The organism is Collimonas silvisoli (genome assembly GCF_018305005.1).
Lineage (GTDB): Bacteria > Pseudomonadota > Gammaproteobacteria > Burkholderiales > Burkholderiaceae_D > Collimonas > Collimonas silvisoli.
Map to the genome: position 1 here is coordinate 36,819 of NZ_JAGQEG010000036.1, position 17,141 is coordinate 53,959.

Here is a 17,141-nt window from a genome sequence, read left to right on the forward strand (position 1 = left end):
GACTGCGGGCTTGCAATCCAAAAGCAAAAATGGAAGTCATGAGAAAAAAATCCGACGACACGATCTCTGCACCGGCATCTGCTTGATATCGAGCGCGCCTTGCGTCTGAGCGGCGGCGAACATGAAGTGAATCTGGCCGACATCCTCGGCATCGTGTAACAAAACCGAACCGCCGAACCGTTCTCGCATCGCCCCCTCCATAGATCGCCGCCATGTTTTTTTAATGTAGCCGGCACGTCGTTGTGCGGATTTATTTTCATTAGATTGTATACAAATTTTAAAAAAATGTCGCCATTTTGACCTGCCGGTGCACCCCAGTCCAGTTCTTGGATCTTGCCGCCATCCCCAATTTGTAACGCGGCTCACCAATAGATGCTGTTATTTTAATGAACGAATCTCCTTCATCTTCTGATCCTGATTTGCATTCTTAGCGTGATTGAACCCATCTGGAATAATGATCATATGTATACAAAAAATTTTAGATAAAAAATCGTCATATTTTTTAATTCTTCCGGAACGAGGTCGATTGCTCAGCTAGCGGGAATCGCGATTTCCCCGGCTTTCATATGGCAGTAATAAATCGCGTGTATCTTCGGGCTAATCGCGATTCATTGAAAATATCATGAAGATTGTTTTTTCCCGCCTGGCTTTGCGCTGCCTTTTTTATGCATTTCTTCCTGCAATCGTCGTCGGATGTGCGCTAACCGCACCACCGTCTTCAACCCAAAGCGATCAAGCAACGCCGGTCGCGCCGGTGATCCTGGTGTCGATCGACGGCTTCAAGCCGGACTACCTGAAGCGCGGGGTCACGCCGAATCTCAACGCGCTGGCGGCGCAAGGCGCCAGCGCCGAAGCGATGCACCCCTCGTTTCCATCGATAACTTTCCCCAATCACTACACACTGGTGACAGGACTCCGGCCGGATCGCAACGGCATTGTCGGCAACAGTATGGAGGACAGCCGGATTCCAGGCATTCGTTTCAGCCTTGGCAATCGAGAAGCTGCCAATGATCGTCGCTGGTGGGACCAGGCGGAGCCGATATGGAGCACAGCGGAGAAACGCGGCCTGCGCACCGCGACCATGTTCTGGCCGGGATCCGAGGCAGCCATCCAGGGCGTTCGTCCAAGCGAATGGCGCAGCTACGACAGCAAGGTGCCGGCCAGCGAACGCGTCGACACCTTGCTTGGCTGGCTGGACCGGCCAATAGCATCGCGCCCGGTTTTTCTTACGCTCTATTTCGAAGACGTCGATCATGCCGGGCACGAATACGGCCCGGAGGCGGTGCAAACCACGCAGGCAGCGGCGCATGTCGATGAGGCGATAGGGCGTCTCGTCGCCGGCCTCAAAGCGCGCAACATCAAGGCCAATATAGTGCTGGTGTCCGACCATGGCATGGCAGCCATGAGCAAGCAGCGGGTGATCCTGCTAGATCAGGTCGCCCCGGCCGACAGCTACCGGCTAGTGACGAGCGGCAGCTATGCCGGACTTGAGGCAAAGCCGGGGCAGGACAGTGTTTTAGCCGGCGCGCTGCTGAAGCCGCACCAGCATATGCAATGCTGGCGCAAGGAAGCAATACCGCCGCGCTTCCACTACGGCCAGAACCCGCGAGTGCCGGGCTTCATCTGCCTGGCTGAAGTCGGCTGGCAAATCGCGCCGGACGCGCGTGCTGCGGAACGGACCCCGGCCGGCGGCCACGGCTATGACAATATGGCTGCCGAGATGCAGGCAATTTTCATCGCAGCGGGGCCGGCGTTCAAAGCAGGCATCGTTTTAGCACCATTCGACAACGTAGACGTCTATCCGCTCGTGATGCACCTGATCGGCTTGCAACCGCTGCCATCCGATGGCAGCTTGACTGCGGCGCCTGCCTTGAACTGAGCGGCAGCGCGAATTGTTCTTGGCTTGGTTTTCATGAGCTGAGCCGCTGTTCATTTCGCGGGACAGTTATTTGAAATACACAGCTTGCCGGGATTCTTCGATAAGCACTTCAGGATGGCGTATTGCAATATTCAACAATGTCCGCGCGGCGCCAGATGGGGCGCGGCGGCCTTGCTCCCATTCCTGTAATGTCCGAACCGATACGCCCATGAGTGCAGCGAATTGCGATTGCGACAAACCAGACTGCGTACGTGCCTTGGCAATAGGAGAAACCGCAACGGCAGTTGAGCGCCCGGCTTTGCCTGCCTTCATATCGCTTACCGATTTGAGCAAGTCGGATTGAAATTGATCCAGTTCTTTATCCACGATGAATTTCCTCTCGAAGTTTATTTAAGAAATGTGTTGGCAACTTGTCGAATTTGGCTTTTGTGTACGCTATCAGTAACCATATTTCGCCGTTATCAAGGAGGTTGTAATAAATTACTCTCGCACCTCCACGTTTGCCCATGCCACCACGTGCATAACGTACCTTGCGCAATCCATCTGTACCTGGGATGACGTCGCCGGACAAAGAATTCACGGCAATCCAGTTAACCAGTTCTTCGCGCTCGGTATCTGACCAGATTTCCGATGCATATCGCTGAAAAATTTCAGTCTCGATTACGGTACGCATATGATTGATTATACGTCATTGACGTATTCCCACAAAAAATTTCTAGTTGACCAAAATGAAGGGCCGGGGTTTGGCTCAGAAAACTCCAGGGACATGTCTCGGGAGCTGAAAGATCGTAATTATCATAAAGACATCTTCTGAAGGAGAAGAGTCTCGTGTCGATTTCTAACAATTTTCAAGCACTAGCTTATGGCGCTGGTCATGCATCAGGATTGCAAGCATTATCTAAATCATAAAATTGCCATAAAGACATAGAGATGCTGTATCCTCGCAAAGTCATATTTCACGTATTCCGAGCCCGAGGATAGCTATGCAAGCAGCGACAGAAAAAGCCCAAACCAGCAGCAGCGCCGTAAAGTTTCCGGGGCTGTTTTTTTTCGGCCGTAGACTCTCCGGCGCCGCTGCCGGCGCGCGTAACACATTGGCGCTGCTCATGGTTTTGCTGGGCGGCCAGATGGCGCATGCGGCCGGCGTCACCAGTTTTTCGCCGCAAGGCGAAATTGCCCAGGTGCGCCAGGTGCGGGTAAATTTCTCTGAAGCCGCCATCAAGTTTGGCGATCCGAAGGCGCCGACGCCATTCGATATCAGCTGTCCTGAAGCCGGCAGCGGGCGCTGGGCCGATGAGCGTAACTGGATTTATGATTTTGTGCGCGACGTGCCGCCGGGAACACGTTGCAGCTTTGCCCTGAAACCGGGATTCAAGTTATTATCGGGCGCCGCAGTCAGCGGCAAGAGCACGTTTCAATTCAATACCGGCGGCCCTGCCGTCGTCAATGTCATGCCATCGGGCGGCACTATCGATGAAGAGCAGATTTTCATCCTGGTGCAAAACGGCGCTGCCACCAGCGACAGCATTCTGAAGCATGTGTATTGCGAAGCCGAAGGCGTGCACGAGCGGATTCCAGTCAAGTTCATCGCCGCTGCCGACCGCAAGCAGCTGCTCGATAAATTTACCGACAAAATCAATCCCGAACGTGTCAGCACTGTGCAATGCCAGCAACGCTTGCCCAACGACAGCGCGGTCCGCCTGACCTGGGACAAGGGCGTGAGCACGGCGTCGGGCGTCGCCAGCAGTCAGCCGCAAGTCTTCAAGTTCAAGGTGCGGCCGGTTTTCACCGCCAGCGTCAGTTGCCAGCGCGAGAACGCCAATGCCGCCTGTGCGCCGATTTTGCCCTTGCGCATATTGTTCACTGTACCGGTCGCACGCAAGCTGGCAGAAGGTGTGACGCTGAACGCCGCCAACGGCAAGCTGAAGCCGTTTTTTGAGAAAAACGATAACGAAGAAACCGTCACGCAACTCAGCTTCAAGCCGCCGTTCGCAGAAAAATCGGAACTCAGCGTCGACTTGCCGAGAGGTTTCCAGGATGAGAACGGGCGGCCGCTGTCGAACGCCGCCGCGTTTCCGCTGAAAGTACGGATGGCGGCTTATCCGCCGCTGGCAAAATTTCCTTCTTCTCCGTTTGGCATCATCGAACTCAACGCCGACGCCACGCTGCCTGTGACCTTGCGCAGCGTCGAGAGCAGCATGCTGGCGCGCAGCGCCGACGGTAAAGTCAATCCAGGTACGGTCAGCAATCTGAAAGTCAGCGATGACCAGAACATCATTGCCTGGCTGACCAAGCTCAGGCGTTATCACGAAACCACGGTGACCATCAACAAGAAGCAGGTGGAAACGCGCAGCATCGGTTTGCTGGCGAAGCAAAGCGGCGCCAAAACCCTGACCCTGCCGCCGTCGCCGGACAGCAAGGACGGCGTGCGGCCGTTCGAAGTGATCGGCATTCCTCTCAAGGATCCGGGATTCTATGTGGTCGAACTGGAGTCGCAAAAGCTGGGTGCAGCCCTGTTAGGCAAAGCCGCGCCCATGTATGTGCGGACCAGCGCGCTGGTGACTAATTTATCGGTGCATGTCAAGATCGGCCGGCAGAACGGCGCGGTGTGGGTTACCACGCTGGATAGCGCCAAGCCGGTGAGCGACGCCGATGTCCGCATTTCCGATTGCCGCGGCACCGAGCTGTGGCACGGCAAGACCGATAAAACGGGGATTGCCATGGTGCCGGAATTCCCGCTGGACGCTTGTCGTAACGGCGCCAGCAATGAGCCGGGCCAGATCGACGGTCTTTTTGTCAGCGCCCGCAAGACCGATGAAAAAGGCCGGGCCGACATGGCTTTTGCGCTGACTTCGTGGAATGACGGCATCGAATCCTGGCGTTTCAACCTGCCGACGGACTATGACAAATCCGCCACGGTGCGCGCCCACACGGTGTTTGACCGCACCCTGTTCCGGGCCGGCGAAACGGTCTCGATGAAACACGTGATCCGCACCGAAACCCAGCAGGGTTTCGGCCTGCTGCCGAGCGATAAGCTGCCGACGCGGGTGCGTATCACGCATCAGGGCAGCGGCCAGGAATATCAGTTTGCGTTGAACTGGCGCGGCCAGAAAAATGCCGAGACCGTGTTCCAGATTCCGAAAGAAGCCAAGCTTGGCCGCTATGAGGTAGTGCTGGATGGCGGCAAGGTCAAGAGCGGCGTCAGCGGCGGTGACGGTGCTGACGCCGACGCTAACTCAGATGCTAACTCAGACGCCGGAGGCTACGACGCCAATCGGCGCAGCTATAGCAGCGGCAGTTTCCGCGTCGAAGAATTCCGTCTGCCTCTGCTGCAGGGACGGATCACGCCGCCGAAGACATTGATCGCGCCCAAGGAAGTGCCGCTAGCCGTGCAACTCAACTATTTGAACGGCGGCGGCGCTTCCGGCCAATCGGTGCACATCACCAGCCTGCTGCGCGCCAAGGCCGTGAATTTTGCCGGCTACGATGGTTATTCCTTTGCAGCTGCGCGCAATGACGATGACAGCAGCGCCGACGACCAGAAAATCGTGGCCGACAAATTACCGGTGACCCTGGATAAAAACGGCGCCGGCAAAACGCTGGTGAAGGAACTGCCGGCCATCACGGCGCCGAAGGAATTGCTGACCGAAATGACTTACGCCGATCCGAACGGCGAAATCCAGACCATATCGAGCGTTACGCCGATGTGGCCGGCGGCAGTGGTGGTTGGCTTGAAAGCCGGGGAGTGGGTTTCGGTCAAGAAAAAACTGACTCTGACCGCGGTTGCCCTGAATCCGGCCGGCCAGCCGCAAGCCGGTGTGCCGATTGACATCAGCGCTTCGTCGAAACAAACCAACTCGCATCGCAAGCGCATGGTGGGTGGTTTCTACGCCTATGAAAACACTACCACCGGCAGCGATCTCGGCGTGCTGTGCTCCGGTAAAACCGATGCGCGCGGCTTGATGATTTGCAGCGTGGAGTTGGCCGAGCCGGGCAATATTGTGCTCGCCGCCAAAGGCAAGGATGAGAGCGGCAAGGTCGCCCTGGCTACCAGTTCGGTCTGGGTCACCAGACAAGGCGAGGTATGGTTCGATGGCGAGAACCAGGACCGCATCGACATACTGCCTGAGAAAAAAACTTATCAGCCCGGCGAAAGCGCCAAGTTCCAGGTGCGCATGCCTTTCCGTTACGCCACCGCCCTGATCGCGGTGGAGCGCGAAGGCGTGATCGAAACCCGGGTGGTGCAACTGAACGGCCAGGATCCCACCTTCAGCCTGCCGGTCAAAGCCAGTTACGGCCCCAATGTGTTCGTCTCGGTGCTGGCGGTGCGCGGCCGCATGCGCGAGGTGCCGTGGTATTCCTTCTTTATCTGGGGTTGGAAAGAACCCTTGAACTGGTGGAGCGAATTCAAGGAATACCAGGCGCCGAGCGCCACCGTCGACCTGGCCAAGCCAGCCTATAAATTCGGGATTGCCGAAATCACGGTCGGCACTGCCGCCAACCAATTGGCGGTGACGCTCAAGGCGGATCAGCCTGGTTATGCGATCCGCACCACGGCCAAGGTGAATATCCAGGCCAACCTGCCGAACGGCAAACCGGCGGCCGGCGCCGAGATCGCCCTGGCGGCAGTCGATGAAGCCTTGCTGGAACTGGAACCCAACAAGAGCTGGAATCTGCTGGAAGCGATGCTGCAGCGGCGCAGCTATGGAGTGGAAACCTCGACCGCGCAAATGCAGGTAGTCGGCAAGCGCCATTACGGCCGCAAGGCGATTCCTGCCGGCGGCGGCGGTGGTAAATCGCCGACCCGCGAATTGTTCGATACCCTGCTGCTGTGGAAGCCCATCATCGTACTGGACGCCAACGGCCGGACCCAGGTCGATATCCCGTTGAACGATTCCTTGACCAGTTTCAAGATAGTCGCCGTGGCGCAAAGCGGCGACAGCCTGTTCGGCACCGGCGCCGTCAGCATCCGTTCGACCCAGGATCTGCAACTGATTTCCGGGCTGCCGCCGCTGGTGCGCGAAGGCGATAATTTCAGCGCGCTGGTAACGCTGCGCAACACCACCCCCCGCGCCATGCAAGTCCATGCTACGGCACAGGCTGTCGGCTTGACGGCGACGACGCCCTTGCCAGACAAGGACCAGAACATTCCCGCCGGTGAAACCCGCGAGCTGGTATGGCCGGTCACGGTGCCGGCAGACGTCGGCCAGCTGGTGTGGGAAATCAACGCCCAGGAACAGGGCGGCGCCAAGGTCAAGGACAGCATCAAGTTCACCCAGCGGGTGGTGCCGGCGGTGCCGGTGACGGTGCAGCAAGCCAGCTTGTTCCAGCTCGACAAGCCGTTCAGCATGGCGGTAGCGCCGCCCGCCGACGGCCTGCCCGGCCGTGGCGGCCTGGCGATCTCGCTGGCGCCGTCGCTTGCTTCCGGCAATGAAGGCTTGCGGCGCTATTTCATCGACTATCCATTCTCCTGCCTGGAGCAAAAGACCTCGCGCGCGATCGGTCTGCGTGACGAGGCCTTGTGGCAAAAGGTGCTGAACGATCTGCCGACTTATCTGGATAGCGATGGCCTGGCTTATTACTATCCGCCGAATGAAGGCAACGCCCGCCGTGGCAGCGATATCCTGACCGCCTATCTGCTGGCGGTGACGCAGGAATCCGGTTTCGCGATTCCGCAGCAAAGCCGCGACAAGATGCTGGATGGCCTGGCGGCGTTTGTGGAGGGCAAGATCACGCGCGAGTTCTGGTCGCCGCAGAAAGATCTGGATGTGCGCAAGCTGGCGGCGCTGGAAGCGTTGTCGCGTTATGACCGGGTGCGGCCAGCAATGCTGGATTCGATCCAGCTGTCGCCCAATCTGTGGCCGACCTCGGCGCTGCTGGACTGGATCAATATTCTGCAACGCGTATCGAGTATCCCGGACCGCGCAAAGCGGCTGGCCGAAGCGGATCAGATCATCCGTGCGCGCTTGAATTATCAAAGCACGCGCATGGGTTTTTCGACCGAGAGCAGCGATTACTGGTGGTGGCTGATGGCCAGCGGCGACGTCAACGCCAACCGGCTGGTGCTGACCATGCTGGAGAATCCAGCCTGGAAAGAAGACATGCCGAAACTGATCAACGGCGCTATCCAGCGCCAGCTGCGCGGCCACTGGTCGACCACTACGGCCAATCTGTGGGGTTCGCTGGCGCTGCAAAAATTCGCCCGCAAGTTTGAGTCTGTGAAAGTGGCCGGTGTCAGCAAAGCCAGCCTGGAGCAGGGCGCCAACGTGAGCGGCAGCCAAAGCTACAACTGGCCCGCCAGCGCCGCCACGGCTGAGATCGGCAAGCTGCAATTGCCATGGCCGTCATCCGTTGCACCGGCAGAGCTGAAGCTGAGCCACGCCGGCAGCGGCGCGCCCTGGGTCACCGTGCAAAGCCTGGCGGCGGTGGTGTTGAAGAAGCCGTTCACAAGCGGTTACCGGATCAATAAGAACATCGTCCCGGTCGAGCAAAAAGAGAAGGGCAAATACACGCGTGGCGATATTGTGCGAGTCGACCTCGAAGTCGATGCGCAGTCCGATATGACCTGGGTAGTGGTGACCGATCCGATTCCGGCCGGCGCTACCTTGCTCGGTTCCGGCCTGGGACGCGATTCGGCGATTGCCACCACCAGCGAGCGGCCTAGCGGCAGCGCCTGGGTGGCGTATGAAGAGCGCAGTTTTGAAGCGTTCCGCAGTTATTACGAATATGTGCCGAAAGGGAAATTCACGATGACGTATACCTTCCGCATCAATAACCAGGGCGAATTCAGCTTGCCGCCGACCCGGGTGGAAGCGATGTATGCGCCGGAAATGTTTGGTGAAAGCCCCAATCCGAAATGGACGGTGAAGTGAGTTCGATTGGTATCAGGTGCCGGAGGCTGGGCGCTGCATTGTTGCTGGCCCTGAGCGCCGCCCCGGTGCACGCCCTGCAAAGCTTCGCCGATGTGCAACAGGAATTCCGTTCATCCGAAGCCAGCTTGTACGATCGCAAGGGGCAGTTGCTGCAGCAGATCCGCCTGAATCCGAATGAACGCCGCTTGTCGTGGGTGGCGCTGGAGGATGTGTCGCCGGCCTTGCGCAATGCCTTGGTGGCGTCGGAAGACCGGCGCTTTTACCAGCATAGCGGGGTCGACTGGAATGCGGTCGCTGCCGCCGCGTGGGGCAATTTGTGGAACACCAAGACCCGTGGCGCATCGACCATCACCATGCAACTGGCGGGTTTGCTGGACGACGATCTGCGGCGTCGCACTGCGCCACGTTCAATCCAGCAAAAGGTGTCGCAGGTAATGGTTGCGCAGCTGCTGGAGCGTAACTGGCGCAAAGATCAGATACTGGAAGCCTATCTGAACCTGGTCAGTTTTCGCGGTGAGCTGGTCGGCATACATGCGTTGTCGCGGGTCTTGTTCGGCAAGCATCCTAGCGGTTTGAGCCAGCGCGAGGCGGCGATTGCCGTCGCCTTGATCCGCGGCCCGAACGCGACGCCGGTCCGGGTCGCGCAACGCGCCTGCCGCATCTTGCAGGAACAACGTGCGGCACAGGAATGCAAGGGACTGGAAGATTTCACCTTGCTGGCGCTGGTCCGCAGCGGCTCGAATTCCGAAGTGATCGTCACCACCACCGCACCGCAACTGGCGCCCCATCTGGCGCGCAAACTGCTGCGTACACCCGGCCAAGCCGTGCGCTCAACGCTGGACGCCGGTGTCCAGCGCTTCGCTAACGATGCCTTGCGGCGGCAGTTGGCGGCTTTGGTTGAACGCAACATCGAAGACGGCGCTATCGTGGTGCTCGACAATGCCAGCGGCGATGTCCTGGCCTGGGTCGGTTCCAGCGGTTCGTTTTCGAATGCTGCCGAGGTCGACGGCGTGCTGGCCTTGCGCCAAGCCGGTTCCACCTTGAAACCATTTTTATACGAGCTGGCCATCGAAAAAAAATGGCTGACCGCGGCCTCGATCCTGAACGATTCGGCGATCAATCTGCCCACCGCCAGCGGTTTGTATATTCCGCAAAATTACGACAAGCAGTTTAAAGGCCTGGTCAGTGCGCGCACCGCGCTGGCGTCGTCCTTGAACATTCCGGCAGTGCGGACTCTGGTAACCGTCACGCCAACGACTTTTTTCGAACGCTTGCAGGGCCTGGGGTTTCAGCTGCGCGAATCCGGCGATTATTACGGCTATAGCCTGGCGCTGGGCAGCGCCGATGTCAGCCTGCTGGCGTTGAGCAATGCCTATCGCGCGCTGGCCAATCAAGGGCGCTACAGCGGCGTGCGTACTGCGCTGAGCGATCCTGCAGTGACAATGCACAAGGTGATGGATCAGGGCGCCAGTTTTATCATCGGCGATATCCTGGCCGACCGCAGCGCCCGCAGCCGCACTTTCGGCCTTGAAAATGCACTCTCGACACGGGTTTGGGCGGCGGTCAAGACCGGCACCTCGAAAGACATGCGCGACAACTGGGCGGTTGGCTATTCGGATCGGTATACGGTCGGCGTCTGGGTCGGCAATGCTTCCGGTTTGCCGATGTGGGATGTGTCCGGCGTGACCGGCGCCGCGCCGATCTGGCAAGAAGTGATGCAATACCTGCACACGCGTGACCAGCTACGGCAACAGATCCCGCAAAAACCAGCCGGTGTGGTGCAACAAGATATCCGCTATGCCGACAAGCTTGAAGCGCCGCGCCAGGAATATTTTCTGGCCGGGACCGAACAAAGCCTGATCACGACCGCCAGATCGGACGACATCAACATCGCCATACGCTACCCGACGCCAGGCATGCTGGTAGCGCTCGATCCGGATATTCCGCCGCAGCGGCAACGCATACGTTTTGCGGCAGATGGATTGTCTAGCGGCACATGGCGGCTGGACGGCAAGTTGCTAACCTCGCTTGCGCCGAAGACCGGCAAGAAAGCCAGCCTTCAGGCAACGGCGTCAGATTCGCAATTGGTCTTCGATTGGATGCCATGGCCAGGCAGGCATGTGCTGGAATTGCTGGACCATAAAATGACCGTGGTCGACCAGGTCCGATTCGAAGTGCGTGGCGCGGTCGAGAACGTGGCGCAACAGAAATCCAGCCGCGCCACCAAGAAATAGTTGGCGTCTCCGGTCGAGGCTGCACCGGTGATTCGACTTATCCGGCGTTTTATTAGGTTTTGCTGCGCAGTTTGGCGACGCTTGCTTCTGCGTCTTGCTTGCGTAGCGCTGCCGCGACTTCTTTGGTCACAATGGTTTTCCCGATCGGCGCCAACGCAATACCCGCCAGCTTCAGGTGCTGGATGCCAAACGGAATGCCGATGATGGTGACGAAGCATGCGATAGCCGAGAGTACATGGCCGATAGCCAGCCAGATACCGGCCAGCACGAACCAGATGACATTACCGATAAGACCAAAACCGCCGGTGCCGATATCGTCCTTGTTTGTCAGTTCTTTTCGGCTCACCGCTTCTTTACCGAAAGGGAAAAAAGTAAACTGGCCAATCACGAAGCAGGCTTTGCCCCATGGGATGCCGACGATCGTGATGAAGGCCAATACGCCAATCAGCCACCAGCCCAGACCCATAAACACCCCGCCCAGAACAAACCACAGAAAATTGCCGATGGCGCGCATATCTTTTTCTTCCTGATGAAGGCATGACAAAGGTTCTTCGTCCTTTGCTGCCGGAAATTGCAAAAAGAGAAAATGTAACATTGCAGGTAACGGCTCACAAGAGAATCCTTACCTGCTCTGTTTGTCGTTATCAACCCGCTGCGTATAGGCTAGAGGCATATCGGCTCCCCCCTTTGACTTTGCCTTGATCCGCAAGCCGCTGAGTTTACCGCTGGCGAGCGCTGTCCCGATCAGGGTGATGGTGCACCCGGCTAGCATGGTGGGCGTGACTTTTTCATCCAGGAAAACAGCGCCCCAGATCAGACCGAAAATCGGAATCAGGAAAGTCACGGATGCAGCATAAGCGACGCCCACTCGCTCGATCAGCCGAAAATAAAGGATGTAGGCAAAGCCGGTGCAGACCACGCCAAGTGCGGCGACACCGGCCCAGATCGACGGCGAGATAGCCTGTTGCGGCCAGAACAGCAGCGCCGGCGGCAGCAGCACGATGGTAGCGAAGAACTGGCTGCCAAAGGCGACCACCAACGGCTCGACGCCGGCCAGATGGCGTTTCGAGTAATTCACTGCGAAGCCGTAACATACGGTGGCCAGCAGCGCGGCGGCGATTGCCAGCGGCACGCCTGCGATGCCGGCGCCTACGGTATCCCAAACCAATACCACGACGCCGGCCAGTCCCAGCATCAAGCCAAAGATTTGGCCACGATTCAGCGCTTGCTGAAACCACAGCGCTGCGATCATGGCAGCCCAGATCGGCGTGGTCGCATTCAGTATGGAATCGATGCCGGCATTGACGTACAGCGTTGAATAAGCAAACAGGCCAAACGGAAGTGCGGAATTGCTGACGCCGACCACCAGCAAGGGCCACGCTTTGCTGCGGCATTGGCTACGGGCGGCAGCGGAACGCAGCACCGGGGCCAGCATCAGCGCAGCAATGCCGACGCGCAGCGCGATCAATGCGAAGGGGCCGAATTCGGGTGCGGCAATCCGCAGGAAGAGAAAGGATGCGCCCCAGATTGCGGCGAGCAGGAGCAGTTCGATAAAGTTCATGGGGAGTGTCCGTCAATTGGCGAGCAGCGGGCGCTGCACAATTGAAACATAGGGCATATCGAGACCCTGGGCACTCTGGTTCTTGCGCTCGAATTCGGCTGCAAGGAGGAAGCCCCGGCGAACGCCGGAGCCGCTTCGGTTTGCTATCTTATTGCGCCAGACGCTTCACCAGCCGGTAAAGGAATTCACGGCTGTCGTACAGGCGCTGGATTTCGACTCGTTCGTCCAGGCCATGGGTGCGGTAGTCGGCCGGATCGGCAAACAGCCCGGTCACACCATACATGGGGATGCCGGCATTGCGCATGAAGCGGCTGTCGGTGGCGCCGGTGCTCATGGCCGGCACTACCGGCACGCCGGGCCACATTTCCTGCGTCAGCGTTTCCACCGTCTTCACCAGATCGCCGTTCAGCGGCGACGCGGGGCTGCGCAGCGGCTGGTTGATGTAGCGCACGGTAATCTTGTCGTTATTGATCACCTGCTTGAGCTGGCGATCGATATCTTGCGGATCGTCTTGCGGCAGGATGCGGCAATTGACCGTGGCCTTGGCCGATTGCGGCAGAGCGTTTTCGGCGTGGCCGGCGGTGACCATGGTCGCCACGCAGGTGGTGCGCAACTGTGCATTGTAGGCGGGGGTGGCCGACAGACGGTCGATCACGGCGGCATCCGGTTTGCCGCTGCCGACTGCGCGCATGTCCGCCGCCAACTGGCCGCTGGCAAACGCCGCGCTGCGGGCGAAATAAGTTTGCGTAACGTCGGCCAGGTGCACTGGAAAGCGGTAGGCGCCCAATCTGTCGAGTGCGGCGGAGAGGGCGTAGATCGGGTTGTTGGCGGTCGGGATCGAACTGTGGCCGCCGACATCGCGTGCTTCCAGTTCATAGGTGGTGTACATTTTCTCGGCGACTTGCAAGCGGTGCAGATTAGGTCTGCCGCCGCGCAGTTCGCCGCCGCCGCCTTCGTTGATGCCGAACTCGGCTTTCAGCAGTTCGGGTTTGTTGTTGATCAGCCAGTAAGCGCCGTTGCTCGGCACATCGCCGCGTTCTTCGTCGGCGGTCAGGGCCAGGATGATGTCGCGGCTAGGTTTGAATCCTTCCTGTTTCAGCTGGCTCAGCACCGAGACGAAGGCTGAAGCCATGGCTTTGTCGTCGATGGAACCGCGGGCGGTGAAGTAGCCGCCGCTTTCCTGCAACTGAAAGGGATCGGTTTTCCAGTCTTCGCGCTTGGCTTCGACTACGTCGATATGCGCCAGCAGCAACAGCGGCTGCTTGCTGCCATTGCCCTTGAAGCGCAACACCAGGCTGCCCTTGCGCGGAAACGGCTCGAACAGCTGGATGTCGCTACTCGCGAAGCCGGCGTCCAGCAAATGTTTTTGCATGGCGCGGGTGGCTTTGGCGGTATCGCCCACGGAGTGCGTGGTGTTGATTTCCACCAGTTCTTTGTAGATGTCGTGGTAACGCTGGGTTTCCGGCGTCAGCGCTTGCGCGGAGGCTACAGCTCCCAGTGTAGCAAGCGTCAAAGCGAGTGCGGCGCGGGCGGGCAAGCGGCGAATCTGTGTTCTCATGGACTTCCTTTCTTGGCGGGATGGATGCGTCAGGATGGTTTTATGTCGTCAGGGATTTCCAGCTTCATTATCGCCGAACTCAGGCATTTGCCGTGGGCATCGAGCGCAAGCGAGCGCGTGACGCCGCCGCCCAGAGCGCGTTGCATGACGAAATTCAGCGCGCCTAGAGTCGGCAGTGCATAGCGCAGCACGTCGCCTTGCACGATGTCCGAAAAATGGGCTTTGACTCTTTCCGCAGTCAGGTATTTTTCCAGTAACGCATAGTCTTTTTCCTGATAGACGATCACTGAGATATTCGAAATGTCGCCTTTGTCGCCGGCGCGGGAATGGGCAAGTTCGCGTAATTTCATCTTGGTTCTCACTCGAAATGAACAGCGGTTTTTACCAGCTGGCGTGGCAGCAGGCAGGACTGCACGGCGACCACTTCTTTTGCAGATTTGGTGACGCCGCCGCCGGCTGCCGGTCCACAGGTATACAGCGTTTCGACTTCGTTGCCGATGCGGACCGCGTCGCGCATGTTATCGCTGCGGGCGGCCACTCTGACGCGCACTTCATAAGGTTCGGAGGTTTGTACCGACAAGCTCGTGCCATGGATGGCGTCGACTCCCAGCAGGTCGTAGCGGATTTCGTCGAATTTCACCGCACTCAACTCCAGTCTTTCCGCAACGATGGCTTGCGCCAGCCTGGCGCGCGCTAGCGCTCCCGGTCCGGCGTAGGAGATTTGTCCTTCGCCGATATAGCTGTCGATATAACCTATCGATACTTTCAGGGTATCCGGCCTGGCGCGTCCGCTTGCGCCTTGCACCAGAACCTGGTCGGGACCGATTTCCTTCATCGTCACTCCCGAGAAATCGGCCACCACGTCCGGCGTCAGATAACCGGCGGGGTCGTGTATCTCGTACAGCAGTTGTTCTTTGCAGGTAGCAGGCGTCACTTGGCCGCCGGATCCCGCTACTTTGGTGATGACCACCGAGCCATCCTCCGCCACTTCGCCGATCGGGAAACCCAGCCGCGCCAGCCCCTGCACATCCTTGTAGCCTGGATCGGCGAAATAGCCGCCGCTGACCTGGCCTGCGCATTCGAGCAAGTGGCCGACCAGTGTGCCCTGTCCCAGGCGATGCCAATCGTCCATGGCCCAGTTGAACTCGTGAATCAAAGGCGCCAGGAACAGAGCCGGATCGGCGACGCGGCCGGTGACGATGACATCGGCGCCTTGCGCCAGCGCCGCTACCAGCGGCGCGGCGCCGATGTAGGCATTGGCCGAAAGCAGCTTGTCGCCCAGGGTGTTGACCAAGATATCTTGATCACTGATGTAGGCGCCTGCTTTCAAGATATCCAGTACGTCGTCGCCAATCACTGCAGCCACCTTCAGCTTGAGATTCATGGATAGCGCGATCTGCCTGACCATCGCCGCCGCGGCCAGCGGGTTGGCCGCGCCCATATTGGTGATGATCTTGATTTTCTTTTCGCTGCAGATGCCGAGCACCGCTTGCATCCGCTCTGCCAGCAGCGGATCGAAACCCAGAGTTGGATTTTTCATCTTGCTTTGCTGGGCGATGGCGATGGTGCGCTCGGCCAGGCATTCAAAGACCAGGTAGTCGATCTCGCCTTTTTCTGCCAGCTCGATGGCGGGTTCGATGCGGTCGCCGGAATAACCGGCGCCGGCGCCGATTCTGATATGCCTCACGATAAATTCCTCAATCCAGGTACTCGTTTTACAAAGGGAAGACGCCGATCGCGACACAGGCAATCGTCATGATGACGGATGCCGCGAACAGATATTTAAAAGTGTATTTCTGGTGATCGGCCAAATCGATACCAGCCAGGCCGGCCACCAGAAAAGTGGCAGGTGTCAGCGGGCTGACCGGAAAGCCGGTGGTCATCTGGCCTAGCAGCGCGGCTTGCGCCACATGCAGCGGTTGCACGCCCAGCATATGGCCGACTTCTGCGATCACCGGCAGCACGCCGAAGTAAAAAGAATCGGGATCGAACAGCATGGAAAGCGGCATCGAAAGCAGCCCCAGCACCACCGGAATATGCGAGGCCATGGACGGCGGCACCAGGCCGACCGCCATCTTGGCCATGGCCGACAACATGCCGGATTTGCTCATGATGCCGGTGAATACGCCGGCAGCAAACAAGATGCTGGCCATCAGCAAGGCGGCTTTGGCATGCGCATCGATACGCGTGCGCTGCATATCGGCGTTGCGATAATTGATCATCAAGGCCAGCACCACGCCGACCATGAACATCACCACCGGATCGATTTTCCCGCTGATCATCAGGCCCAATACAAAAACGGTCAGCACGATATTGATCCAGAAATTCTGCGGACGACGGATGCTCTTTTCTGCTTCTGACAATTCATGGGTGTGGACGAAACCGACGGCCGTACCTTGAGTCAGGCCGAGACGCCGCTCTTCTTTCAAGCCCAGGTAATAGGCCACCGAAAAAACGAATATCAGGCCGGCAATCTGCACCGGAATCAAGGGCGCGAAAATCTCGCTGACCGGGATATGCAAGGCAGCGGAGGCGCGAATCATGGGGCCGGTCCATGGCAGGAAATTGACACCGGCCGCCAGCGAGGCGACGCAAGCCAGGATGCGCTTGTCTATTCCGAGGCGCTGGTAGAGCGGCAGCATGGCGGGAATCGTCACCAGGAAGGTGACCGCGCCCGAACCGTCCAGATGGATCAGCAGCGCCAGCAGCGCGGTGCCGGGAACGATGCGGGTAGGGCGGCTGCCGACGATGCGCAGGATGGCGGAGATGATCGGGTCCAGCATGCCGGCGTCGGTGACTATGCCGAAGAACAGAATCGCGAATACGAACATGCCGGCCACCGGCGCAATATTGGTGATGCCTGACACGATGAATTTGGAGGTGTCGAGCCCAAAGCCGCCTATCAGGGCGGCAGCGATGGGGATCGCGATCAGGGCCACCAGCGGCGACATTTTCTTTGTGAGGATCGCCGCCAGCAAGGTGACGATGGTGATGAAACCGAGTAATGCCAGCATGTTGTCTGTCTCCTATCCTTTTG

At 58.7% G+C, this 17,141-nt stretch carries 12 protein-coding genes; 3 read left to right on the plus strand and 9 right to left on the minus strand.

Translation table 11 applies throughout. The features are described 5' to 3' along the window. Nucleotides 1-36: 36 nt before the first annotated feature. Nucleotides 37-189, minus strand: a complete 153-nt coding sequence (locus KHU33_RS11875) for a hypothetical protein (RefSeq protein WP_211463056.1) — start codon at nucleotides 187-189, stop codon at nucleotides 37-39. Nucleotides 190-622: 433 nt separating this feature from the next. On the opposite strand from KHU33_RS11875, the gene KHU33_RS11880 reads away from it, so the two are divergent. Then, a complete protein-coding gene (locus tag KHU33_RS11880) occupies nucleotides 623-1,879 on the plus strand; it encodes an alkaline phosphatase family protein (RefSeq protein WP_211463057.1) in 1,257 nt (418 codons plus the stop codon). Between the two features lie 66 nt (nucleotides 1,880-1,945). Here the strand turns inward: KHU33_RS11880 and KHU33_RS11885 are convergent, their stop codons facing one another. Together KHU33_RS11885 and KHU33_RS11890 are read right to left on the minus strand one after the other, a co-directional pair. Then, nucleotides 1,946-2,245 (minus strand): helix-turn-helix domain-containing protein, encoded by a 300-nt coding sequence (locus KHU33_RS11885; RefSeq protein ID WP_329956044.1) that lies wholly within the window; start codon nucleotides 2,243-2,245, stop codon nucleotides 1,946-1,948. Further along, a complete protein-coding gene (locus KHU33_RS11890; RefSeq protein WP_211463058.1) occupies nucleotides 2,238-2,552 on the minus strand; it encodes a transcriptional regulator in 315 nt (104 codons plus the stop codon). Before KHU33_RS11890 ends, KHU33_RS11885 begins: the two co-directional genes overlap by 8 nt. 310 nt (nucleotides 2,553-2,862) lie before the next feature. Here KHU33_RS11890 and KHU33_RS11895 point away from each other — a divergent pair, with 310 nt between their 5' ends. Both KHU33_RS11895 and pbpC read left to right on the plus strand, forming a co-directional pair. Next, nucleotides 2,863-8,751 carry an alpha-2-macroglobulin family protein gene (locus KHU33_RS11895; RefSeq protein ID WP_211463059.1) on the plus strand — a complete coding sequence of 1,963 codons (5,889 nt, stop codon included), beginning with the start codon at nucleotides 2,863-2,865 and terminating at the stop codon, nucleotides 8,749-8,751. Next, complete coding sequence (pbpC, locus tag KHU33_RS11900) at nucleotides 8,748-10,985, plus strand: penicillin-binding protein 1C (RefSeq protein ID WP_407928275.1); 2,238 nt, start codon at nucleotides 8,748-8,750, stop codon at nucleotides 10,983-10,985. Before KHU33_RS11895 ends, pbpC begins: the two co-directional genes overlap by 4 nt. A gap of 52 nt (nucleotides 10,986-11,037) precedes the next feature. Here pbpC and KHU33_RS11905 read toward each other — a convergent pair whose 3' ends face one another. The 6 genes from KHU33_RS11905 to KHU33_RS11930 form a co-directional block, all read right to left on the minus strand. Beyond that, nucleotides 11,038-11,529, minus strand: a complete 492-nt coding sequence (locus tag KHU33_RS11905) for a YccF domain-containing protein (protein WP_230414206.1) — start codon at nucleotides 11,527-11,529, stop codon at nucleotides 11,038-11,040. Nucleotides 11,530-11,607: 78 nt separating this feature from the next. Next, the gene (locus KHU33_RS11910) at nucleotides 11,608-12,546 is read right to left on the minus strand and encodes a DMT family transporter (protein ID WP_211463061.1); all 939 of its coding nucleotides are present in this window, start codon (nucleotides 12,544-12,546) and stop codon (nucleotides 11,608-11,610) included. A 148-nt stretch (nucleotides 12,547-12,694) separates the two neighbouring features. Further along, nucleotides 12,695-14,104: a M20/M25/M40 family metallo-hydrolase gene (locus KHU33_RS11915; protein ID WP_211463062.1), complete on the minus strand. Its 1,410-nt coding sequence runs from the start codon at nucleotides 14,102-14,104 to the stop codon at nucleotides 12,695-12,697. Nucleotides 14,105-14,133: 29 nt separating this feature from the next. After that, a complete protein-coding gene (locus KHU33_RS11920; protein ID WP_211463063.1) occupies nucleotides 14,134-14,454 on the minus strand; it encodes an AtuA-related protein in 321 nt (106 codons plus the stop codon). 8 nt (nucleotides 14,455-14,462) lie between these two features. Further along, entirely contained in the window at nucleotides 14,463-15,791 is a 1,329-nt protein-coding gene (locus KHU33_RS11925; RefSeq protein ID WP_211463064.1) for an acyclic terpene utilization AtuA family protein, read from the minus strand. A gap of 28 nt (nucleotides 15,792-15,819) precedes the next feature. Continuing rightward, a complete protein-coding gene (locus KHU33_RS11930; protein ID WP_211463065.1) occupies nucleotides 15,820-17,118 on the minus strand; it encodes a CitMHS family transporter in 1,299 nt (432 codons plus the stop codon). Nucleotides 17,119-17,141: the final 23 nt, after the last annotated feature.

Coding starts and splice junctions, on each gene's coding strand:
- KHU33_RS11875 (WP_211463056.1), bottom strand. CDS start 189: ATGCGAGAACGGTTCGGCGGTTCGGTTTTGTTACACGATGCCGAGGAT.
- KHU33_RS11880 (WP_211463057.1), top strand. CDS start 623: ATGAAGATTGTTTTTTCCCGCCTGGCTTTGCGCTGCCTTTTTTATGCA.
- KHU33_RS11890 (WP_211463058.1), bottom strand. CDS start 2,552: ATGCGTACCGTAATCGAGACTGAAATTTTTCAGCGATATGCATCGGAA.
- KHU33_RS11895 (WP_211463059.1), top strand. CDS start 2,863: ATGCAAGCAGCGACAGAAAAAGCCCAAACCAGCAGCAGCGCCGTAAAG.
- KHU33_RS11910 (WP_211463061.1), bottom strand. CDS start 12,546: ATGAACTTTATCGAACTGCTCCTGCTCGCCGCAATCTGGGGCGCATCC.
- KHU33_RS11915 (WP_211463062.1), bottom strand. CDS start 14,104: ATGAGAACACAGATTCGCCGCTTGCCCGCCCGCGCCGCACTCGCTTTG.
- KHU33_RS11920 (WP_211463063.1), bottom strand. CDS start 14,454: ATGAAATTACGCGAACTTGCCCATTCCCGCGCCGGCGACAAAGGCGAC.
- KHU33_RS11930 (WP_211463065.1), bottom strand. CDS start 17,118: ATGCTGGCATTACTCGGTTTCATCACCATCGTCACCTTGCTGGCGGCG.